The 20754-nt window shown below is 71.1% G+C and carries 17 protein-coding genes; 8 read left to right on the top strand and 9 right to left on the bottom strand.

Annotation, left to right across the window (positions count from 1 at the left end; all coding sequences use genetic code 11):
- Positions 1 to 108: 108 nt before the first annotated feature.
- Positions 109 to 1059: a 5-dehydro-2-deoxygluconokinase gene (gene iolC / locus ACZ41I_RS00465; protein WP_363214015.1), complete on the bottom strand. Its 951-nt coding sequence runs from the start codon at positions 1057 to 1059 to the stop codon at positions 109 to 111.
- 173 nt (positions 1060 to 1232) lie between these two features.
- Here iolC and ACZ41I_RS00460 point away from each other — a divergent pair, with 173 nt between their 5' ends.
- From ACZ41I_RS00460 to ACZ41I_RS00450, 3 genes are all read left to right on the top strand, one after another.
- Positions 1233 to 2114, top strand: coding sequence for a helix-turn-helix domain-containing protein (locus ACZ41I_RS00460; RefSeq protein WP_399768858.1), 882 nt, complete (start codon positions 1233 to 1235; stop codon positions 2112 to 2114).
- A 398-nt stretch (positions 2115 to 2512) separates the two neighbouring features.
- Positions 2513 to 2713 carry a helix-turn-helix transcriptional regulator gene (locus ACZ41I_RS00455; RefSeq protein ID WP_399768856.1) on the top strand — a complete coding sequence of 67 codons (201 nt, stop codon included), beginning with the start codon at positions 2513 to 2515 and terminating at the stop codon, positions 2711 to 2713.
- A 74-nt stretch (positions 2714 to 2787) separates the two neighbouring features.
- Positions 2788 to 3351 carry a GNAT family N-acetyltransferase gene (locus ACZ41I_RS00450; RefSeq protein ID WP_399768854.1) on the top strand — a complete coding sequence of 188 codons (564 nt, stop codon included), beginning with the start codon at positions 2788 to 2790 and terminating at the stop codon, positions 3349 to 3351.
- On the opposite strand, the gene ACZ41I_RS00445 is transcribed toward ACZ41I_RS00450, so the two are convergent.
- Entirely contained in the window at positions 3299 to 4375 is a 1077-nt protein-coding gene (locus ACZ41I_RS00445) for a zinc-dependent alcohol dehydrogenase family protein (protein ID WP_363214011.1), read from the bottom strand. The two genes, ACZ41I_RS00450 and ACZ41I_RS00445, sit on opposite strands and share 53 nt — an antisense overlap.
- 46 nt (positions 4376 to 4421) lie before the next feature.
- On the bottom strand, positions 4422 to 6602 hold the full coding sequence (locus ACZ41I_RS00440; protein WP_468512826.1) for an MMPL family transporter: 2181 nt from the start codon (positions 6600 to 6602) through the stop codon (positions 4422 to 4424).
- A gap of 159 nt (positions 6603 to 6761) precedes the next feature.
- On the opposite strand from ACZ41I_RS00440, the gene ACZ41I_RS00435 reads away from it, so the two are divergent.
- The 4 genes from ACZ41I_RS00435 to ACZ41I_RS00420 all read left to right on the top strand — a co-directional run bounded on the left by ACZ41I_RS00435 (position 6762) and on the right by ACZ41I_RS00420 (position 11241).
- Complete coding sequence (locus ACZ41I_RS00435; protein WP_399768848.1) at positions 6762 to 7436, top strand: TetR/AcrR family transcriptional regulator; 675 nt, start codon at positions 6762 to 6764, stop codon at positions 7434 to 7436.
- Positions 7437 to 7618: 182 nt separating this feature from the next.
- Positions 7619 to 8569: a PrsW family intramembrane metalloprotease gene (locus ACZ41I_RS00430; protein WP_468319695.1), complete on the top strand. Its 951-nt coding sequence runs from the start codon at positions 7619 to 7621 to the stop codon at positions 8567 to 8569.
- Positions 8570 to 8644: 75 nt separating this feature from the next.
- Positions 8645 to 8884 (top strand): heavy-metal-associated domain-containing protein, encoded by a 240-nt coding sequence (locus ACZ41I_RS00425; protein WP_360086554.1) that lies wholly within the window; start codon positions 8645 to 8647, stop codon positions 8882 to 8884.
- A gap of 80 nt (positions 8885 to 8964) precedes the next feature.
- Positions 8965 to 11241: a heavy metal translocating P-type ATPase gene (locus ACZ41I_RS00420; protein ID WP_468512825.1), complete on the top strand. Its 2277-nt coding sequence runs from the start codon at positions 8965 to 8967 to the stop codon at positions 11239 to 11241.
- Positions 11242 to 11974: 733 nt separating this feature from the next.
- On the opposite strand, the gene ACZ41I_RS00415 is transcribed toward ACZ41I_RS00420, so the two are convergent.
- Positions 11975 to 13264: a citrate synthase gene (locus tag ACZ41I_RS00415; protein WP_351245679.1), complete on the bottom strand. Its 1290-nt coding sequence runs from the start codon at positions 13262 to 13264 to the stop codon at positions 11975 to 11977.
- Positions 13265 to 13500: 236 nt separating this feature from the next.
- A complete protein-coding gene (gene recD2, locus ACZ41I_RS00410; RefSeq protein WP_363214005.1) occupies positions 13501 to 15753 on the bottom strand; it encodes an SF1B family DNA helicase RecD2 in 2253 nt (750 codons plus the stop codon).
- 138 nt (positions 15754 to 15891) lie between these two features.
- On the opposite strand from recD2, the gene ACZ41I_RS00405 reads away from it, so the two are divergent.
- Positions 15892 to 16794 carry a ribokinase gene (locus ACZ41I_RS00405; protein ID WP_468513065.1) on the top strand — a complete coding sequence of 301 codons (903 nt, stop codon included), beginning with the start codon at positions 15892 to 15894 and terminating at the stop codon, positions 16792 to 16794.
- A 25-nt stretch (positions 16795 to 16819) separates the two neighbouring features.
- Here ACZ41I_RS00405 and ACZ41I_RS00400 read toward each other — a convergent pair whose 3' ends face one another.
- The 4 genes from ACZ41I_RS00400 to ACZ41I_RS00385 all read right to left on the bottom strand — a co-directional run bounded on the left by ACZ41I_RS00400 (position 16820) and on the right by ACZ41I_RS00385 (position 20600).
- On the bottom strand, positions 16820 to 17272 hold the full coding sequence (locus ACZ41I_RS00400) for a hypothetical protein (RefSeq protein ID WP_468512824.1): 453 nt from the start codon (positions 17270 to 17272) through the stop codon (positions 16820 to 16822).
- A 201-nt stretch (positions 17273 to 17473) separates the two neighbouring features.
- Positions 17474 to 18304 carry a sugar phosphate isomerase/epimerase family protein gene (locus tag ACZ41I_RS00395; protein ID WP_468512823.1) on the bottom strand — a complete coding sequence of 277 codons (831 nt, stop codon included), beginning with the start codon at positions 18302 to 18304 and terminating at the stop codon, positions 17474 to 17476.
- Positions 18301 to 19452: a dihydrodipicolinate synthase family protein gene (locus tag ACZ41I_RS00390; protein ID WP_468512822.1), complete on the bottom strand. Its 1152-nt coding sequence runs from the start codon at positions 19450 to 19452 to the stop codon at positions 18301 to 18303. The genes ACZ41I_RS00395 and ACZ41I_RS00390 overlap by 4 nt, the downstream gene beginning before the upstream one ends.
- A complete protein-coding gene (locus ACZ41I_RS00385) occupies positions 19449 to 20600 on the bottom strand; it encodes a Gfo/Idh/MocA family protein (protein WP_399768833.1) in 1152 nt (383 codons plus the stop codon). Before ACZ41I_RS00385 ends, ACZ41I_RS00390 begins: the two co-directional genes overlap by 4 nt.
- Positions 20601 to 20754: the final 154 nt, after the last annotated feature.

The raw sequence follows: 20754 nt of genomic DNA, 5'->3' as shown, positions 1-20754 counted from the left end.
TCACGGTGCCTTCGGGGGCGGTGCCCGCGGCGCCCTCATGGCGGGGAACCGCGGTGGCGTCGGTGCCCGCACCGCCCTCGGGGTGCGTGCCCGCGACCCGGCCGGCCCTCACAGCACCGCTCCGGCGTCGAGCGCGGCGGCCACCTCGTCCGGGGTGGGCATCGCGGAGGAGCACTCCAGGCGGGAGGCGACGATGGCGCCGGCCGCGTTGGCGTGCCGCATGATCGTCTCCAGGTCCCAGCCTTCGAGGAGGCCGTGGCAGAGGGAGCCGCCGAAGGCGTCTCCGGCGCCCAGGCCGTTGAGGACGTTGACGGGCAGCGGCGGGACCTCGGCCGAGTCGCCGTCGCGGCTGACGGCGAGCACGCCCTTCGGTCCCTGCTTGACGACGGCGATCTCGGCGCCGGCCTTGAGGAGCGCCCGGGCCGCCTCATGCGGGTCGCGCACGCCGGTGGCGACCTCCACCTCGTCCAGGTTTCCGACGGCGACGGTCGTGTGCTTCAGAGCCTCGGCGTAGAAGGGGCGGGCCTCGTCGGGGTGGGTCCAGAACATGGGCCGCCAGTCGAGGTCGAAGACCGTCGGGCCGGCCTTCGCCCGGTGGGCGAGCGCAGCGAGGGTGGCCGTACGACTGGGCTCCTCGCTCAGGCCGGTACCGGTGACCCAGAAGATGCGGGCCGCGCGGATGGCGTCGAGGTCCAGCTCATGGGCGTCGATCTCCAGGTCGGGCGCCTTGGGCTGCCGGTAGAAGTAGAGCGGGAAGTCGTCCGGCGGGAAGACCTCGCAGAAGGTGACCGGGGTCGGCAGCCCGGGGACCGGGGTGACCCAGCGGTCGTCGACGCCGAAGCCGCGCAGCGCCTCGTGCAGATAGGCACCGAACGGGTCGTCGCCCGTACGGGTGATCACGGCCGTGTGCCGGCCGAGCCGGGCCGCGGCGACCGCGACATTCGTTGCCGACCCGCCGAGGAACTTGCCGAAGGACGACACCTGGGCTAGCGGGACACCGGTCTGCAGCGGGTAGAGGTCCACTCCGATCCGCCCCATGGTGATCAGGTCGTAGGCCATCGGCTTCCCTTCGTCGTGGCTCTCCCCGGCTTTCTAGCCCCGCGCGCCGCGCCCTGTCAATGTTTTGTCCAGACATTCGGACCAGTACTCTCGCCGCCCTCCTCCTCACGGGTTTCTCGCACAGTTCCCCTCACTCCCGAGCACGCTGCGGTTACCGCTCGTAGCATGGTCGCGTGTGGGAAACCGTAACCGCGCGACCCCGTTCCGTGTTGCGGCCCGGAATCATCAGCTATCGCGGGATCCGGCTGAACCTCGGTCAGCCGCGGCGGCGGCTGGAAGTGCCCATCGGAGCCGTCACGCTGCTGCTCGGCTTTGAGCAGCCGGTACGCATCTCCCGGCCCGGACGGCCCGCGGTGAGCCTCGTCTCCGTGGTCAACGGGCTGAGCACCACGCCCGCCCTCGGTGAGCACGGCGGCCGGCTGTCCGGGATCGAGGTACTGCTGGAACCGTGGGCCGCGTTCGCCCTGCTCGGCACGGAGCAGTACGAACTCGCCAACCGATCGGCGGCCCCGGACGAGCTGGACACGCACCTCGGCCGGCTGGCGGGCACCCTCGCGGCGCTGCCCGGCTGGCCGGAGCGGTTCGCCCTGCTCGACCGGGTGCTGCTGGAGCGGCTGCGCTCGGGCGTGCCCGCGTCCGAGCGGGTCGTGCACGCCTGGTCACTGCTGCGGCGCAGTGCCGGTACGGTCCCGGTGCCCCGGCTGGCCCAGGAGGCGGGCTGGAGCGTACGGCACCTGGAGAACCGCTTCCGGGAACAGATCGGTCTGCCCCCGAAGGCGGCCGGCCGGGTGCTGCGGCTGCAAAGGGCGCGGCGGCTGCTGACCGAGGGGCACGGACAGGCGGAGACCGCGGCGATGTGCGGGTACTACGACCAGGCGCACTTCAGCGGCGACTTCAAGAACATGACGGGCTGCACCCCGGGGGAGTTCCTGGCGGCCCGGCGGCTGCCGGCTGCGGACACGGTGACCGACCGGCTGGCGGGCGAGGTGACCAGCCTGCTCCTCACCTCCGGCCGCGGTGCGCTTTTTTCCAAGACCCGCGCGGGCAGGTCCTGACACGCTGATCGTCCGGCTTCGGGATCCCGGAGAAAGCGGGGGCCTTCGGCGGCCGGGGGGATCCAGGAGACCCCCTCGGGGGAAGCGGCCGCCGGAGGATGCGGGGAAGCCGGCGGGCCGGGTCCGACGCAGCGGACCCGGCCCGTCATCGCGAAATCCGCACGACCCCGCCGTTGCCCCGGCGTACGCCTTTGCGGCGGCTGTGTCACAAACACCCGGCCTGTGTCACACATGTCTCATGTACGCCGGTTGTGCGTCACATCCTCTCGACAGGCACTGTCCTCCGGTCACTGTGTGTCGTTCACCGGACACAGGCTTGGTGATCGCCAGCGCAGTGCCCGGCTCCCCCGACGACCACCCCCGGTCGCCGCTGCGGCGCGCGCAGGGAGGTGCAACTCATGACCGACCAAAGGCTCTGGTCCTACAAGGAGATCGCGGCGCACATCGGAGTGCAGCCGGACACCGTACGGTCCTATCGCAAGCACGGGCTGCTGCCCCCGCCCGACCATGTGGAGGGCGGCAAGCCCTACTGGTACGCCGACACCGTCCGCGCCTGGGTCGCCTCCCGGCCCCGCAACCGCAGCCGCCGGCCGGACTGATCCGCACCGCAACCGGACTGATCCGCACGGTAATTCGACTGCGCCCCACTCGACGGGTGGGGCACAGTCACGCCATGAGCTTCTCCGTCAAACCCCGCCTGACCGGCCGGAAGACCGTCCTGCGGCCCTTCACCGAGTCCGATGCCGACATCATGTGGGAGATCATCGCCGACCCCGAGGTCGTCCGCTTCACCTACGAGCCGTCCACCGAACTCACCCTGGAACGGCTGCGGTCCTGGTACGGCTCCCGGGCCACCGCCCCCGACCGTCTCGACCTCGCCGTCACCGACCCCGGGACCGGCGAGGTCCTGGGCGAGGTCGTCCTGTACGACTACGACCCGGCCGCCCGGAGCTGCACCTTCCGCACACTCATCGGCCCCCGGGGCCGCGGCCGGGGCATCGGTACCGAGGCGACCCGGCTGATCGTCGGGCACGGCTTCGGGCAACTCGGCCTGCACCGCATCCAGCTGGAGGTGTACGGCCACAACGCGCGAGCCCGGCGGGTCTACGAGAAGGCCGGTTTCGTGGTCGAGGGCGTACGGCGGGAGGTCCGGCTTCAGGACGGCGCCTGGGCCGACGAGGTGATCATGTCGATCCTGGACCGGGAGTGGGCCGCTGTCGTCTCCACGGCTCGATGACCGTGACCCCGGCCCCCGGTGCCGTGCCCATCGCCGCGAGGGCCGCCGGTGTCGCGTCGAGCGTGATGGTGGACGTCACCAGGAGGTCGGGGCGCAGGACACCGGAGCGGACCAGGCCGAGCATGCCGGGGTAGGCGTGGGCGGCCATGCCGTGGCTGCCGAGGAGTTCCAGCTCCAGGGCGATGGCGCGGGCCAGCGGGACGGGAGTGGTGCCGTCGGCCGAGGGCAGCAGCCCCACCTGGACGTGCCGGCCGCGCCGGCGCAGACCGTTCACGGAGGCCGCGCAGGTGGCGGCCGAGCCGAGGGCGTCCAGGGAGAGATGGGCACCGCCGTCGGTGAGCTCGCGGACGGCGGCGGCCGGATCGGACACACCGCTTGCGTCCACGCACTCCGCGGCGCCGAACCGCCGCGCCAGGGCGAGAGCTTGCGGTGACACGTCGACGGCGACCACGCGTGCCCCCGACGCCGCCGCGATCATCACGGCCGACAGCCCGACTCCGCCGCAGCCGTACACCGCGACCCACTCCCCCGCCGCCACCCGGCCCTGCTGCACCACCGCACGGAATGCGGTGGCGAAGCGGCAGCCGAGGGCGGCGGCGGTGGAGTACGCCATGCCGTCCGGGATCGCCACCAGGTTGACGTCGGCGTGGTCGAGCGCGACGTACTCGGCGAAGGAACCCCAGTGGTGGAAGCCGGGCTGGGTCTGGCGTTCGCACACCTGCTGGTCGCCCGCGGCACAGGCCGGGCAGGTGCCGCAGGCGCAGACGAACGGCACGGTGACCCGGTCGCCGGGCCGCCATCCGCTCACCCCGGTGCCCACCGCCTCGACGACACCGGCGAGTTCGTGCCCGGGCACGTGCGGCAGCGTGATGTCGGGGTCGTGGCCCATCCAGCCGTGCCAGTCGCTTCGGCACAGGCCCGTCGCCTCGACCCGTACGACGACTCCGTGGTCGGCCGGCCGGGGGTCGGGCACCTCTCGCACCTCGGCGGGGGCGCCGTATCGTTCGAAGACGACGGCTCGCATGCGCGCTCCTTTCGGGAACCTCCACGAAGACCAGGGCCTTCGATGGTCACCCCTCGCTGACACCGAACCGTTCGTGGAAGCGCCGCAGCGGCGCCGGTGCCCACCAGGTGGCCCTTCCCGTGAGCCGCATGATCGCCGGGACCAGCAGGCTGCGTACCACCATCGCGTCCATCAGGACGGCCAGGGCGATGCCCAGGCCGAGCATCTTCGTGTTGGTCACCCGAGACGTGCCGATCGCGACCATCACCACCGCGAGGATGACCGCCGCCGCGGTGATGAGCCCGCCGGTGCGCTGCAGTCCGTGCCGTACCGCCGCGTCGTGGTCGCCCGTGCGGTCGTACTCCTCCTTGATGCGGGAGAGCAGGAACACGCCGTAGTCCATGGAGAGCCCGAAGGCCACACAGAACATCAGCACGGGCAGGGTGGTCTCGATGGAGCCGGAGCTGGTGAAGCCGAGCGCGCCGGACAGATGGCCGTCCTGGAAGACCCAGACCACGGCACCGAACATCGCGGTCAGGCTGAGCGCGTTGAGCACCACGGCCTGCACGGGTATCAGCACGCTTCCGGTGAGCAGGAAGACCAGCAGCAGGGTGACGACGGCGATGAACGCGGCCGCCCAGGGCAGGCGCTGGGCTATCGCGTGCTTGGTGTCGACGAGCACGGCGGCCGTACCGGTCACCTTGGCTGCGAAGGGGGTGTGCAGAGCACGCAGATCGCCGACCAGGCGCTGCGCCGCCTCGTCCACGGCCTCCCCCTTCGGCTGCACCGTGAAGTAGGCGGAGTCCCCCTTGACCAGCGGGCCGTCGACCCGGGCCACCTCGGGCAGGGCGGCCATCTGCTGCTTGTACGCGGCGTACTGGGACTCGGTGGCCCTGCCCTCGGCGAGGACCTCCAGACCGCCGCCGGGGCTGCCCGGGAAGCCTTCCCTGATGTGCTGCTGCACCGCGTGGGACTCGGCGGTGGAGGGCAGCTGGCGGTCGTCGGCGGTGCCGAACTTCACGCCCAGGAAGGGCAGTCCGAGGGTCACCAGCAGGACGGTGGTGCCGAGTGCGAAGAGCGGGGCGCGGCGCATCACCAGGCCGGCGGTCCGCGCCCAGGCCGTCCCTGCGGCGGGCTTCGGACCGCGGCGCCGGCGCAGCAGGCGGCGCAGATCCAGGGAGTTGACCCGGTGGCCGAGCAGGATCAGTGCGGCCGGGAGCAGAATCAGGGCGGCGGCAGCGGCGAGCAGGACCACGGCGATGCCGGCGTAGGCGAAGGACCGCAGGAAGTACTGCGGGAAGACCATCATGGCGGCCAGGGACACCGCCACCGTGAGGGCGGAGAAGAGCACCGTGCGCCCGGCCGTGCGCAGGGTCGCGCCGACCGCGGTCAACGGGTCGGCGCCCGTGGACAGTTCCTCGCGGTAGCGGCGGACGATGAACAGGGCGTAGTCGATGGCCAGGCCCAGGCCGAGGGCCGTGGTGAGGTTGAGCGCGAAGACGGAGACGTCGGTGAAGGCCGTCAGTCCGCGCAGGACCGCGTTGGTGCCGAGGATGGCGACGATGCCGATGCCGAGCGGCAGCAGGGCGGCGACGGCGCTGCCGAAGACCATCACGAGCAGGACGAGGGTGATCGGCAGGGCGATCAGCTCGGCACGGGTCAGGTCCTCCTTGATGATCGTCTGCATCTCGTGCCGGACGGCGACGATGCCGCCGAGCTTCACCTCGACCGGGCCGTGCGTGCCCCGGTAGTGGGGTGCGATGCGGTCGAGCGTCCTGCCCATCGCGGTCTCGTCGCCGGTGATGCGCGCGGCGATCAGCGCCTCGTGGCCGTCCTTGGCACGCAGTGCCGGTGACCTGCTCTGCCAGTAGGAGCCGACGCCGGTCACGCCCTTCTCCCGCGCCAGCCGGCCGGCCAGATCGCGGGCCTCGGCGGCGACCGCCGGATCGTCGACCGAGTCGCGGCCCGAGTCGAGAAGGAGCAGCAGATTGGGCTGGGAGTCGGGGAACTCGCGCTCCAGCGCCTTGGCCGCGTACGTCGACTCGGCGGCCGGATCCTCCCAGCCTCCGCTGCTCAGACGGTCCGCGACCCCGCTGCCGGCCAGCACGGCGAGCGCGGTGAGCAGCAGGGCCACCAGCAACGACAGGCGTGGCCGCGCGGTGACCAGCCGGGTGTAGCGGCCGGGGCGGGGCGGCGCCTCGTCCGGCGCCCTCTCCACGGTCCGCGGTGGTGTGTTGACTTCGGTCATCTTGCGGTGTCCCCTTCACCACGAACCGTGCGCGCACGGAGGGCGGCACGGAGGAGTCGTTGCCATAGACTGGCAAACACGAGACATCGCTCGCGTTTCTCAAGAATGCGAGCGACCACTCGCGTTTGTCAATGACCTTTGGAGAGCTGGGGATCACGCGTGTCCGACACCTCGGAGAAGGAGCAGCCACTGGAGGCGGGGCAGCCGCGGGAGAAGGAGCAGCCCCGCCGCCGGCAGGCCCGCGGGGAACGCCGCATCGCCCAGCTGCTCGAAGCGGCCGCCCGGGTCTTCTGCACCACCGGCTACACGGCCGCCAGCACCAACGCCATCGCCCGCGAGGCCGGCGTCTCGCCGGGCACGCTCTACCAGTTCTTCCCGAACAAGGAGGCGATCGCGATCGAGCTGGGCGACCGGCTCGTCCACGAGATGCGGGCGGCCTACGGCGAGGCGCTGGGCCCCGTCGACCCGGCCACCCCACTGGAACAGGCCATCGGGTCCGCCATCGACCGCTTCATCACCTTCAACACCGAGCACCCGGTGTTCTTCGCGCTGATGCACGGCCCCGACATCCCGGGCCGGATGGCCGAGCAGCACGACCAGCTGCACACGACCGTGCTCGGCCGGATCGAGGGCCTGCTCGCCTCGCTCATGCCCGGCGCCGCCCCGGCCGACGTCACCCGCACGGCGCATGTCTGCCTCGGCGTCTACAAGGCCGGCCTGGAGCTGGTCCTCGCCCATGAGGGCGCCGAGCAGGCGGCCTATGTCCAGGAGATCAAGGACGTCCTGATCCGCTATCTGGAACCACTGGTGGGTGACCGGCTCGGCCGCACATGACCCCGGATGCGGCGCCGCAGGGACGATCCCGGAGTGCCGTCCCGGAGGGGTGATCCCGGGAATCACCCGGACTGCGACTCCCGGCAGACCGGACTGCGACACCCGGAGCACCGGACTGCGACACCCGGCACATCTGCCTAGAGTGCGGATAAATCGCCCAGCAGCTGTCCGAGGGGGTCCCCGTGAGCCACTCCCCGCCTCCCGGCGCGCCCAAGGCCCGCATACCCGGCCCGCAGCAGCCGCCACCGCCGTACCCGCGCATTCCCGCCGGCCTGTGGCGGCGCTGTCTCGGCGGCGGGTTCGCGTTGTGGGCACTGGCCGCGTGGGTCACGTACGAGACACGGAACGGCACACTGCTGCCGACCCTGATCCTGCTCGGCGGCTTTCTCCTGCCGGTCGCCTTCGTGCTGTGGGCGTACGAGCGGCACGGCCGCGACCTGGGCGTCAGCGCGATCCTCGGCTGCTTCCTGGCCGGCGCGGCCCTCGGCGCGCCCGGGGCCTCGCTGACGGGGTCGTACCTGCTGCGCCCCTCCCTCGGGATGTTCCTCGGGGCCGGCCTGATCGAGGAGGCGGCCAAGCTCGCGGCACTGGTGTTCGTGCTGCGCCGGCAGCCGGGCATCCGCGGACTGCGCGCCGGGCTGGTGCTCGGCGCGGCCGTCGGCTTCGGCTTCGCGGCCCTGGAGAGCGTCGGGTACGCCTTCACCGCGGCCGTCTCCGCCGAAGGGATCGGACTGCGCGCGCTGCTGGAGACGGAGTTCCTGCGCGGGGTGCTCGCTCCCTTCGGGCACGGCCTGTGGACCGCGATCGCCGGGGGCGTGCTGCTGTCCCGGCGCCGCCTGACCGGACACTTCCGGTTCGCCACACCGATGGCCGGCACCGTCCTGGGCGTCTCCCTGCTGCACGCGCTGTGGGACTCCACGCAAGGCATCGCGATCTGGGTGGTCGCCCGGCTGACGGGCACCGGCATACAGGGACGGCTGTTCACCCAGGGGTACCTCGTCCGGCCGAGCCCCGGGCAGGAGCACCTCTTCACGCTGTTCTCGGTCGGCGGACTGCTCCTGGTGGCCCTGGCGGGCGTCGGGTGGGCGCGCTCGCTGGCTCGCCGGGACACTCCTTGGAGAAATACCCCCTAGGGGTATAGTGTGGAAAGCGTGGGGTCCCCTTCACGGACCCCACCGGCCCCACACGCCTCGACGAGGAGCAACCACATGACCGCCCACACCGACACCCCGGGATCCGTCACCGCCGTCTACAAGGTGACCGGCATGAGCTGCGGCCACTGCGAGGGCTCCGTCTCCGGTGAGATCTCCCAGATCCCAGGCGTCAGCTCGGTGAAGGCCGTCGCGTCGACCGGCGAGGTGACCGTCGTCTCCGACGCACCGCTGGACGACGAGGCCGTGCGCGCGGCCGTCGACGAGGCCGGCTTCGAGCTGGCAGGCAAGGCCTGAACACCCCTTTCCCCGACCAGGCCGTGCCGACCAGCTGATACTGGATCCGTACGGCCCGGTCCGATGTCTGGAGTCCGGACATGACCAGCACCACCGCAGAGACAGCCATAACCACGGGTACGACGTCCGAGGTCGAGCTGCTCATCGGCGGGATGACCTGCGCCTCCTGTGCCGCCCGGGTGGAGAGGAAGCTCAACCGGATGGAGGGCGTCAGCGCCACCGTCAACTTCGCCACCGAGAAGGCGAAGATCGCCTTCGGCGAGGGTGTCCGGGTGGCCGACCTGATCGCCACCGTGGAAAAGACGGGGTACACCGCCGAGGAGCCCGCGCCGCCGGAGCCCGAGCCCGAGGCGGCACCGGAAACCCCCGGCCAGGACCCCGAACTCGGCGCCCTGCGCCACCGCCTGCTCGTCTCCGCACTGCTCGCCGCGCCCGTGGTCCTGCTCGCGATGATCCCCGCGCTGCAGTTCGACAACTGGCAGTGGCTCTCCCTGACCCTCGCCGCGCCCGTCGTCGTCTGGGGCGGCGCACCCTTCCACCGGGCCGCCTGGACCAACGCCCGGCACGGCGCCGCCACCATGGACACCCTGGTCTCGGTCGGCACGCTGGCCGCGTTCGGCTGGTCGCTGTGGGCGCTGTTCTTCGGCGACGCGGGCATGCCCGGCATGCACGACGAGTTCCGCCTCACCCCCGGAGCGGTGGCGACCGATGTCGCAGCGCGGATGGACGGCGCCTCCACCATCTACCTGGAGGTCGCCGCCGGAGTCGTCGCGCTGATCCTGCTCGGCCGCTATCTGGAGGCCCGCTCCAAGCGGCGCGCCGGGGCGGCCCTGAAGGCACTGATGGAGCTGGGCGCCAAGGACGTGGCGGTGCTGCGGCAGGGCCGCGAGGTACGGATCCCCGTGTCGTCCCTGGCCGTGGGCGACCGGTTCGTCGTACGGCCCGGCGAGAAGATCGCCACCGACGGCACGGTGGTCGAGGGCGTCTCCGCCGTCGACGCGTCCATGCTGACCGGCGAGTCGGTGCCGGTGGACGTGGCACCCGGCGACCGGGTCACCGGCGCCACGGTCAACGCGGGCGGCCGGCTGGTCGTGGAGGCCACCCGGGTCGGCGCCGACACCCAGCTCGCCCGGATGGCGAAGCTGGTCGAGGACGCGCAGAACGGAAAGGCCGAGGTGCAGCGGCTCGCCGACCGGATCTCCGCCGTCTTCGTGCCCGTGGTCGTCCTCATCGCGCTCGGCACCTTCGGCGTCTGGCTGGGCGTCACCGGGGACACGGTCGCCGCGTTCACCGCAGCCGTCGCCGTACTGATCATCGCCTGCCCCTGCGCACTGGGGCTCGCCACGCCGACCGCGCTGATGGTCGGCACCGGCCGCGGCGCCCAGCTCGGCATCCTCATCAAGGGTCCCGAGGTCCTGGAGTCCACGCGCCGCGTGGACACGGTCGTCCTGGACAAGACCGGCACGGTCACCACCGGCCGGATGACCCTGCAGCAGGTGTACGCCGCGGACGGCGAGGACGAGAAGGAGCTGCTGCGGCTCGCGGGCGCCCTGGAGCACGCCTCCGAGCACCCGGTCGCCCGCGCGATCGCCGCGGGTGCCGAGGAGCGGGCCGGACGGCTCCCCGAGGCCGAACACTTCGAGAACGTCCCCGGGCGGGGCGTACGCGGGCGCGTGGACGGCCGCGAGGTGGCCGTGGGGCGCCTGTACGACGAGCTGCCGCAGGAGCTGGCCCGCGCGGCACGCGAGGTCGAGCAGGAGGGCTGTACGGCCGTCGTGGCCGGCTGGGACGGCCGGGCCCGCGGGGTGCTCGCCGTCGCGGACGCGGTCAAGGTGACCAGCGCCGAGGCGGTACGGGAACTGCGCGCACTGGGCCTGCGGCCGGTACTGCTCACCGGGGACAACCGTACGGTCGCCGAGGCGGTCGCGCGCACCGTCGGCATCGACCCGGGGGACGTGTTCGCCGAGGTGCTGCCCGAGGACAAGGTGGACGTCGTCCGGCGGCTGCAGCGCGAGGGGCGGGCCGTGGCCATGGTGGGCGACGGCGTCAACGACGCGGCCGCGCTCGCCACCGCCGACCTGGGCCTTGCCATGGGCACCGGCACGGACGCGGCGATCGAGGCCGGCGATCTGACGCTGGTGCGCGGGGACCTGCGGGTGGCCGCCGACGCCATCCGGCTGTCGCGGCGGACGCTGGCCACCATCAAGGGCAACCTGGTGTGGGCCTTCGGCTACAACGTGGCCGCGCTGCCGCTGGCCGCCGCCGGGCTGCTGAACCCGATGATCGCCGGCGCGGCGATGGCGTTCTCCTCGGTCTTCGTGGTGACCAACAGTCTGCGGCTGCGCCGGTTCCGTTGAAGTACGTCCGGGTTGCCGACGATTCACCGGCAGCCGAAGTAAGAGACCCCCTAGAGTCCGGCGCGAGCCTCACATAAGCTCTTCACAAGGCTCGCGCATCATCCTTACGCTTGAGCCTCGATCGCCGTATCGGGGCTCTTGCGCATCTAAAGGACATATGCAAGAGACGCAGATCACAGTGATGCGAACGTAACCATCGAAGGGGTTCGAAGGTCTAAGTTGGCGATGTCGGTTCGGCGTCTTGGGGGGCGTCAGTCGGCATCTGGGGATGTCTTGGGGGACTTCCTCAGAGATGCGTTGCCGGGGCACGCACACCGGGAAGCTTTGAGCGGCCGTCCCGGCGTGTGTTGTCCCGGCAGATCGCACCGCATCACTGGGGGCAGGACGAGTTTTGCTCATTCTGCTCACAGACAGCGATTCAGGCGCTGTCCTCTCCGAGCGCCCGGCCGGATCCCGTGGGGGGAATCCGCACCGGGACATGGGAAGGCGCCCTGATCGTCGGCCCGTGGGGGGACCGGCGGCAGGGCGCCTTCCGCTTCACCTGGTCAGCGGGCTCAGCCCGGTCAGCGAGGGTGACCGCACAAGCCCAAGGGGCGCGGGGAACTGCGCGACGAGCCACCACGGCCCCGCAGCCGCCCACGCACCCCCAGCGGCACCTCGTCGGGCGCACTCGGCCAAGGGCACGACTCCGGCGAGAGGCACCGACAGGCGCGGCGCCCCTCACCGGCAGGTGTCAGCGCTCCTCGACCGGCACGAAGTCGCGCAGCTCCACGCCCGTGTAGATCTGGCGCGGGCGGCCGATGCGGGAACCCGGCTCCTTGATCATCTCGGTCCACTGGGCGATCCAGCCCGGCAGGCGGCCGAGGGCGAACAGGACCGTGAACATCTCGGTCGGGAAGCCCATGGCCCGGTAGATCAGACCGGTGTAGAAGTCGACGTTCGGGTACAGCTTGCGCTCGACGAAGTAGTCGTCGGACAGCGCGTGCTCCTCCAGCTTCAGGGCGATGTCGAGGAGCTCGTCCTCCTTGCCCAGCGCGGAGAGCACATCGTGCGCGGCGGCCTTGATGATCTTGGCGCGGGGGTCGAAGTTCTTGTAGACCCGGTGGCCGAAGCCCATCAGACGGACGCCGTCCTCCTTGTTCTTCACCTTGCGGATGAAGGTGTCGACGTCGGAGCCGGAGTCGCGGATGCCCTCCAGCATCTCCAGCACGGACTGGTTGGCACCGCCGTGCAGCGGGCCCCACAGCGCGCTGATGCCGGCCGAGATCGACGCGAACATGTTGGCCTGCGAGGAACCCACCAGGCGGACCGTCGAGGTCGAACAGTTCTGCTCGTGGTCGGCGTGCAGGATCAGCAGCTTGTCCAGCGCCGCGACGACGACCGGGTCCAGCTCGAACTCCTGCGCCGGGACCGAGAAGGTCATCCGCAGGAAGTTCTCGACGTAACCGAGGTCGTTGCGCGGGTAGACGAACGGGTGGCCGATCGACTTCTTGTACGCGTACGCCGCGATCGTCGGAAGCTTCGCGAGCAGCCGGATCGTGGAGAGGTCGCGCTGCTTCTCGTCGAACGGGTTGTGGCTGTCCTGGTAGAAGGTGGACAGCGCCGAAACGACCGAGGACAGCATGGCCATCGGGTGGGCGTCGCGCGGGAAGCCCTTGTAGAAGTTCTTGACGTCCTCGTGCAGCAGCGTGTGCCGCGTGATGTCGTTCTTGAACGTCGTCAGCTCGTCGACGGTGGGCAGCTCGCCGTTGATCAGCAGGTACGCCACCTCCAGGAAGGTGGAGCGCTCGGCCAGCTGCTCGATCGGGTAGCCGCGGTAGCGGAGGATGCCCGCCTCGCCGTCGAGGTAGGTGACAGCGGATTTATAGGCGGCCGTGTTGCCGTACCCGCTGTCCAGAGTCACCAGACCGGTCTGGGCGCGGAGCTTCCCGATGTCGAAGCCCTTGTCGCCGACGGTGCTGTCGACCACCGGGTAGGTGTACTCGCCGTCGCCGTACCGCAGTACTACAGAGTTGTCGCTCACGTCTTCCCTCACCGACGTAGTGCCTCATCTTCGAGGTGCCCTGACTGTCTCTACCATCCCCCATTTGGCTCAGGAGAGTGCACTCGGGGTCGACCATTGGGCCTATTGGCGGCACTCAGTGCCGCCAACCTGCTCATCCTGCCCCCTCCGAACGGCATCTGGAAGTGCTCTGTGACCTTCACGACTCATTTGATCGATCATTTTTTGTGATGCCGTCCGCCGGCCCTACGAGCGGGTTACGCCAGCCTGAAGTCCAGGGCCGTGCAGCGCCGCCCGGCCGACACCGTGCGCACCGCCTGTCCGATCGCCTTGCGGGAACCGACGAGGACGACCAGCCGCTTGGCCCGGGTGACCGCCGTGTAGAGCAGATTCCGCTGGAGCATCATCCATGCTCCGGTCGTGACGGGAATCACCACTGCGGGATATTCACTCCCCTGCGAACGGTGGATGGTCACCGCGTACGCATGTGCCAGTTCGTCCAGTTCGTCGAATTCGTACGGAACCTCCTCGTCCTCGTCCGTCAGCACCGTCAGGCGCTGGTCGACCGGGTCGAGCGAGGTGACGACGCCGACGGTGCCGTTGAAGACACCGTTCTTCCCTTTCTCGTAATTGTTGCGAATCTGGGTCACCTTGTCGCCGACGCGGAACACCCGGCCCCCGAACCGCTTCTCCGGCACATCGGGCCGCCCGGGCGTAATGGCCTGCTGCAGCAGCCCGTTGAGCACGCCGGCCCCGGCCGGCCCCCGGTGCATCGGCGCGAGCACCTGCACATCCCGGCGCGGATCGAGCCCGAACCTGGCCGGAATCCGCCGTGCGGCCACGTCCACGGTGAGCCGCCCGGCCTCCTCGGTGTCGTCCTCGACGAAGAGGAAGAAGTCGTTCAGCCCGTCGGTGAGCGGATGCTGCCCGGCATTGATCCGGTGTGCGTTCGTGACGACGCCGGACTGCTGGGCCTGCCGGAAGACCCGGGTGAGCCGGACGGCGGGGAGGGGACTCGCGTCGGCGAGCAGATCCCGCAGGACTTCACCGGCGCCGACGCTGGGCAGCTGGTCCACATCCCCGACGAAGAGCAGATGAGCACCCGGGGGCACGGCCTTGACCAGCTTGTTGGCGAGCAGGAGGTCCAGCATGGAGGCCTCGTCCACCACGACGAGGTCGGCATCGAGCGGCCGGTCCCGGTCGTACGCCGCATCCCCTCCCGGCTTCAGCTCCAGCAGCCGGTGCACGGTCGAGGCCTCGGCTCCGGTCAGCTCGGCCAGCCGCTTGGCGGCACGCCCGGTCGGGGCGGCGAGCAGCACCTTGGCCCGCTTGGCCCGGGCCAGCTCCACGATCGAGCGAACCGTGAAGGACTTGCCGCAGCCCGGCCCGCCGGTGAGCACGGCGACCTTCTCACTGAGCGCGAGCTTGACGGCGGCTTCCTGCTCGGGGGCGAGATCGGCTCCGGTACGGCCCTTCAGCCAGCCCAGGGCCTTGTCCCAGTCCACGTCCCGGAAGGCGGGCATGCGGTCCTGGTCGGTCCGCAGCAGGCGCAGCAGCTGGGCGGAGAGGGACAGCTCGGCGCGGTGGAAAGGGACGAGGTAGACGGCGGTGACGGGCTCGTCGGCGGCACCGTCCGGGCCGGGCACCTTCTCCCGTACGACACCGGGATCGCCGCCGTCCTGCGGGGGTTCGGCCAGCTCGGCGAGGCACTCGATGACAAGCCCCGTGTCGACGGCGAGCAGCTTCACCGCATCCGAGATCAGCCGCTCCTCGGGAAGGAAACAGTGCCCCTGGTCGGCCGACTGGGACAAGGCGTACTGCAGCCCGGCCTTCACCCGCTCCGGGCTGTCGTGCGGGATGCCGACGGACTGGGCGATCTTGTCGGCGGTCAGGAAGCCGATGCCCCAGACGTCCGCGGCCAGGCGGTACGGCTGCTCCTTCACGACGTGGACGGACGCGTCGCCGTACTTCTTGTAGATCCGCACCGCGATGGACGTGGACACCTCGACGGTCTGGAGGAAGAGCATGACCTCCTTGATCGCCTTCTGCTCCTCCCAGGCGTCGGCGATCTTCTTGGTCCGCTTGGGCCCGAGGCCGGGCACTTCGATCAGCCGCTTGGGCTCCTCCTCGATGATCCGCAGCGTGTCCAGCCCGAAGTGCTGCGTGATCCGGTCGGCGAAGACCGGCCCGATGCCTTTGACCAGCCCGGACCCCAGGTAGCGCCGGATGCCCTGGACGGTGGCGGGCAGGACGGTCGTGTAGTTCTCCACATGGAACTGCTTTCCGTACTGAGGGTGCGACCCCCAGCGGCCCTCCATCCGCAGGGACTCCCCGACCTGGGCACCGAGCAGCGCGCCGACGACCGTGAGGAGATCGCCGCCGCCTCTTCCGGTGTCGACCCGGGCGACCGTGTAGCCGTTGTCCTCGTTGGCGTACGTGATCCTCTCCAGCACGCCTTCGACCACGGCAAACCGCCGCTCGCCGGTCTGGGTCCCCGCCTGCTGAGCCATGATCCGACAGTACCGGCGGGGTCTGACAAGGAGGGCCGAGCGCAAAGATGAGTGCAGCGACGACGGGCGGCCCCTGGAGCATCTCCGGCGGCGGTCCGCCCGACGTCATCTGTCCGGGGAGTCATGGGGAGTCAAGAGATGTACGACTACGACCTGCTGGTGGTGGGTTCGGCCAACGCCGACCTGGTGATCGGTGTCGAGCGGCGGCCGGCCGCCGGCGAGACGGTGCTCGGCGGCGACCTGACCGTCCACCCGGGCGGCAAGGGCGCCAACCAGGCGGTCGCCGCGGCCCGGCTCGGCGCGGGTACGGCCCTGCTGGCCCGGGTCGGTGATGATGCTTACGGCCGGCTGCTCCTCGACTCCCTGCGCGCGGCCGGCGTGGACACGGTCGGTGTACTGGTGGGCGGGGCGCCGACGGGCGTGGCGCTGATCACCGTGGATCCTTCCGGGGACAACAGCATCGTGGTGTCGCCGGGTGCCAACGCCCGGCTCGCCCCGGCGGACGTCCGGGCGGCGGTGAGCCTGTTCCTGGCCTCCCGGGTGGTGTCGGCACAGCTGGAGATCCCGCTGGAGACGGTCGTGGAGGTCGTACGGAACCTGTCCCCGGACAGCCGCTTCGTGCTGAACCCGTCCCCGCCCCGGCCGCTGCCCACGGAGGTGCTGGCGGCCTGCGATCCGCTGATCGTCAACGAGCACGAGGCGCGGGTGATCCTCGGCGAGGCGTGTGTGAGCGGGGACCCGGCGGACTGGGCGCGGCTGCTGCTGGCCAAGGGCCCGCGCTCGGTGGTGGTGACGCTGGGCGCGCAGGGGGCGCTGGTGTGCGACGGCTCCGGGGTGGCGCGGGTCGGGGCGGTGAAGGTGGACGCGGTGGACACCACGGGTGCCGGGGACGCGTTCACGGCCGCGCTGGCCTGGAGGCTGGGGTCGGGATCGGCTCTCGCCGAGGCGGCGGCCTACGCGGCCCGGGTGGGGGCGGCGGCCGTGACGAAGCGGGGCGCGCAGGAGTCGTATCCGACGGCGGAGGAGGTCGGCGCACTGTGAGACGGGGTGCGAAGGAGTTGTCGGCCTATTGCGTGTCCGGGCGGGGGGCGGGATCGTCCAGGACGATGCCCCAGGTGTCGCCCTCCGTGATCCGCACCGTGAGTTCCTGGGTGCGGCGCGGCCCGGAGAAGTGCAGGACCACCTCCTGGCGTACGGAACCCTCGTCGAGGAAGTCGGCGGTCACTTCGGCGCGGGCCGCCGTGCCGTAGGCCCTGACCCAGGCGCGGGCCGCCGGGCCCGCGTCGTCGCCCTCGGTGTTCAGTGCGGCCAGGCCGTCGGCGTCCCCGTCGGCGAGCCGCCAGACGACCTTCTGGACCGTCTCCAGGCTGCCTGTACTGGGATGGCCCGTCACCCGCAGCGGACGGTGGTTCGCGTAGTCCGTCTGGTAGTCCAGGCCGTCCTGTCCGCCGGAGCAGGCCGTCAGGGCGGCACCGAGGACGAGCGTGACCGCGGCGGCCCGCATCAGGTTCGGTTGCACGGCCGGCTCCTCGGCTCGGGGCGCGGGTGATCACGCGCTCGGTGTGGTTCCACTTGGACAGGACGATGTCGCCGGCCCCGGCGTTCCCCGGCCGAGCCGTGCGCCCCTGCTCTCCGCGACCGGTTTGACGTCCCGCAGGGATTCACCGAGCCTCCGGGCGAGACGGCGGAGCTCTTCCAAACCCGGTGCGCTGGGCCGCGGTCACAGGAAAGCCCGGTGGAAACGGTCCGCCGTCTCCGCCAGCACCTCCCGGCCGTCCCTGGCCCACAGCTCTTCGTTGAAGAGTTCGACCTCGATCGGGCCCGTGTAGCCGGCCGCCTCCACATGACCCCGCCACTCGCGCATGTCGATCGCGCCGTCGCCGATCTGGCCCCGGCCGGTCAGCACCCCCTCGGGCAGGGGTGTCGTCCAGTCGGCCAGCTGGAAGGCGTGGATACGGCCGCCCGCGCCCGCCCGGGCGATCTGCGCCGGCGCCTGGTCGTCCCACCAGATGTGGTACGTGTCCACCGCGACGCCCACCTGCTGGGCCGGGAAGCGTTCGGCGAGGTCGAGGGCCTGGGCCAGGGTGGAGACCACACAGCGGTCGGAGGCGTACATCGGGTGCAGCGCCTCCAGGGCGAGACGCACGCCGTGCTGCTCGGCGTAGGGGCCCAGTCGGGAGAGGGCGTCGGCGATCCGCTCGCGCGCCCCGCGCAGATCCCGGGAGCCCGCGGGCAGACCACCGGAGACCAGGAGGAGGGTGTCCGTGCCGAGGGCCGCCGCCTCCTCGATCGCGCGCCGGTTGTCCTCCAGGGCGCGGGACCGGTCCGCCGGGTCGATCGCCGTGAAGAAGCCGCCCCGGCACAGCGAGGTCACCGTCAGGCCCGCGTCCTGGACCAGCTCGGCGGTCTTCTCCAAGCCGTACTCGTGGACCGGTTCGCGCCACAGGCCCACCTGGCCGATGCCCAACCGGGCGCAGGCGGCGACCAGTTCCGGCAGCGACAGCTGCTTCACCGTCATCTGGTTGATGCTGAAACGCCCGAGACCGGTCATTGGTCCACCCCGTACAGGGACAGCAGGTTCTTCATCCGCTCCTCCGCGAGCCCGGGGTCCGGGAACAGGCCGAGGCCGTCGGCGAGTTCGTAGGCGCGGGCCAGGTGCGGCAGGGAGCGGGCCGACTGGAGGCCGCCGACCATGGTGAAGTGCGACTGGTGGCCCGCGAGCCAGGCCAGGAGGACCACGCCCGTCTTGTAGAAGCGGGTCGGGGTCTGGAAGAGGTGGCGGGACAGCTCCACCGTGGGGTCCAGCAGCCCCCGGAAGCCGGTCACATCCCCCGTGTCCAGGACCCGTACCGCCTCGGCCGCCAGCGGGCCCAGCGGGTCGAAGACGCCGAGCAGGGCGTGGCTGAAGCCCTGGTCGTCGCCCGCGATCAGCTCGGGGTAGTGGAAGTCGTCGCCGGTGTAGCAGCGGACCCCGCGGGGCAGACGGCGGCGGAGGCCGATCTCCCTCTGCGTGTCCAGCAACGACACCTTGATGCCGTCCACCTTGTCCGGATGAGCGGCGATGACCTCCAGGAACGTCTTCGTCGCCGCGTCCAGGTCGCCGGAGCCCCAGTAGCCCTCCAGCGCCGGGTCGAACATCGGTCCCAGCCAGTGCAGGATCACCGGCTCGGCCGCCTGGCGGAGCAGCCGGCCATAGATCTCCTGGTAGTCCTCGGGGCCGGAGGCGGCCGAGGCCAGCGCCCTGGAGGCCATCAGGATCGCCTGGGCGCCCGACTCCTCGACCACGGCCAGCTGTTCCTCGTAGGCCCCGCGGACCTCCGCCAGGGAACCGCCCGTGATCTGGTCGGTGCCGACCCCGCAGGCGATCCGGCCGCCCACGCTGTGAGCCTCCGCCGCCGACCGGCGGATCAGTTCGGCCGCGCCCGCCCAGTCCAGGCCCATGCCGCGCTGGGCGGTGTCCATCGCCTCGGCGACGCCGAGTCCGTGGGACCACAGGTGGCGGCGGAAGGCGAGGGTGGCGTCCCAGTCGACTGCGGCGGGCGAGTCGGGAGTCGTATCGGCGTACGGGTCGGCGACGACGTGGGCCGCCGAGAACACCGTACGGGAGGTGAAGGGGATGCCCGGTGTCACCGTCAGCGGTTCGGTGCGGGGCTCGTACGCCCGGAAACCCCCTTGGAGGTCCGGCAGCCGGATGGTCACAGGGCGATCTCCGGTACGTCGATACGGCGGCCCTCCGCCGAGGACCTCAGGGCCAGTTCGGCGAGTTGCACGCCGCGGGCGCCGGCCAGCAGGTCCCAGTGGTACGGCGCGTCGGCGCAGACGTGTTTGAGGAACAGCTCCCACTGGGCCTTGAAGCCGTTGCCGAAGTCCCCGTTGTCCGGTACCTCCTGCCACTGGTCGCGGAAGACCTCCGTGACGGGGAGGTCCGGGTTCCAGACCGGCTTGGGGGTCGCCGACCTGTGCTGCACCCGGCACTTCCTGAGTCCGGCCACCGCCGAGCCCTCGGTGCCGTCGACCTGGAACTCGACCAGTTCGTCGCGGTCGACCCGGACGGCCCAGGAGGAGTTGATCTGGGCCACGGCGCCGCCCTGCAACTCGAAGATGCCGTAGGCCGCGTCGTCCGCCGTCGCGTCGTAGGGCTTGCCGTCCTCGTCCCAGCGCTGCGGGATGTGGGTGGTGGCCAGGGCCTGGACGGAGGTCACCCGGCCGAACAGCTCGTGCAGGACGTATTCCCAGTGCGGGAACATGTCGACGACGATGCCACCGCCGTCCTCGGCGCGGTAGTTCCAGGAGGGGCGCTGGGCGGGCTGCCAGTCGCCCTCGAACACCCAGTAGCCGAACTCGCCGCGGACGGAGAGGATGCGGCCGAAGAAGCCGCCGTCGATCAGCCGCTTCAGCTTCAGCAGGCCCGGCAGGAAGATCTTGTCCTGGACGACACCGTGCTTGATGCCCTTCTCATGGGCGAGGCGGGCGAGTTCGAGGGCGTCCGCCAGTCCCGTCGCCGTCGGCTTCTCGGTGTAGATGTGCTTGCCCGCGGCGATCGCCTTCCTGATCGACTCCTCGCGGGCGGAGGTGACCTGGGCATCGAAGTAGATGTCGACGGCCGGGTCGGACAGGACGGCGTCGAGGTCGGTGGACACGTGCTCCAGGCCGTGCCGGCCGGCGATCTCGCGCAGGGCGTGCGCGCGGCGGCCGAGCAGGACCGGCTCCGGCCACAGCACGGTGCCGTCGCCGAGATCGAGGCCGCCCTGGTCGCGCAGGGCGAGGATCGACCGGACGAGGTGCTGGCGGTAGCCCATGCGCCCGGTCACGCCGTTCATGGCGATACGCACCGTCTTGCGTGTCACATCAGTTCCCTTCGCGCAGCACGGAGACCACCGCAGCAAGCGCTTTCTACATGGTGAGAAGCTAGCCCTTGGCCGGTGTCTGTACAAGTCCGTGTCCCCTTCGAGTTGTTCGAGGGGGCGAACAAAGAGGGTCCTTGGCTTTAAGGTCTGCTGG

This window comes from Streptomyces sp. NPDC030799 (genome assembly GCF_055572255.1).
The sequence above is the reverse complement of the archived record's forward strand: the minus strand, read 5'-3'. Positions and strand labels throughout refer to the sequence as shown.

Coding starts and splice junctions, on each gene's coding strand:
- ACZ41I_RS00445 (WP_363214011.1), bottom strand. CDS start 4,375: ATGCGAGCCGTCGTCTTCGAACGATACGGCGCCCCCGCCGAGGTGCGA.
- ACZ41I_RS00405 (WP_468513065.1), top strand. CDS start 15,892: ATGTACGACTACGACCTGCTGGTGGTGGGTTCGGCCAACGCCGACCTG.
- ACZ41I_RS00455 (WP_399768856.1), top strand. CDS start 2,513: ATGACCGACCAAAGGCTCTGGTCCTACAAGGAGATCGCGGCGCACATC.
- ACZ41I_RS00420 (WP_468512825.1), top strand. CDS start 8,965: ATGACCAGCACCACCGCAGAGACAGCCATAACCACGGGTACGACGTCC.
- ACZ41I_RS00395 (WP_468512823.1), bottom strand. CDS start 18,304: ATGACCGGTCTCGGGCGTTTCAGCATCAACCAGATGACGGTGAAGCAG.
- ACZ41I_RS00440 (WP_468512826.1), bottom strand. CDS start 6,602: ATGACCGAAGTCAACACACCACCGCGGACCGTGGAGAGGGCGCCGGAC.
- iolC (WP_363214015.1), bottom strand. CDS start 1,059: ATGGCCTACGACCTGATCACCATGGGGCGGATCGGAGTGGACCTCTAC.
- recD2 (WP_363214005.1), bottom strand. CDS start 15,753: ATGGCTCAGCAGGCGGGGACCCAGACCGGCGAGCGGCGGTTTGCCGTG.
- ACZ41I_RS00450 (WP_399768854.1), top strand. CDS start 2,788: ATGAGCTTCTCCGTCAAACCCCGCCTGACCGGCCGGAAGACCGTCCTG.
- ACZ41I_RS00425 (WP_360086554.1), top strand. CDS start 8,645: ATGACCGCCCACACCGACACCCCGGGATCCGTCACCGCCGTCTACAAG.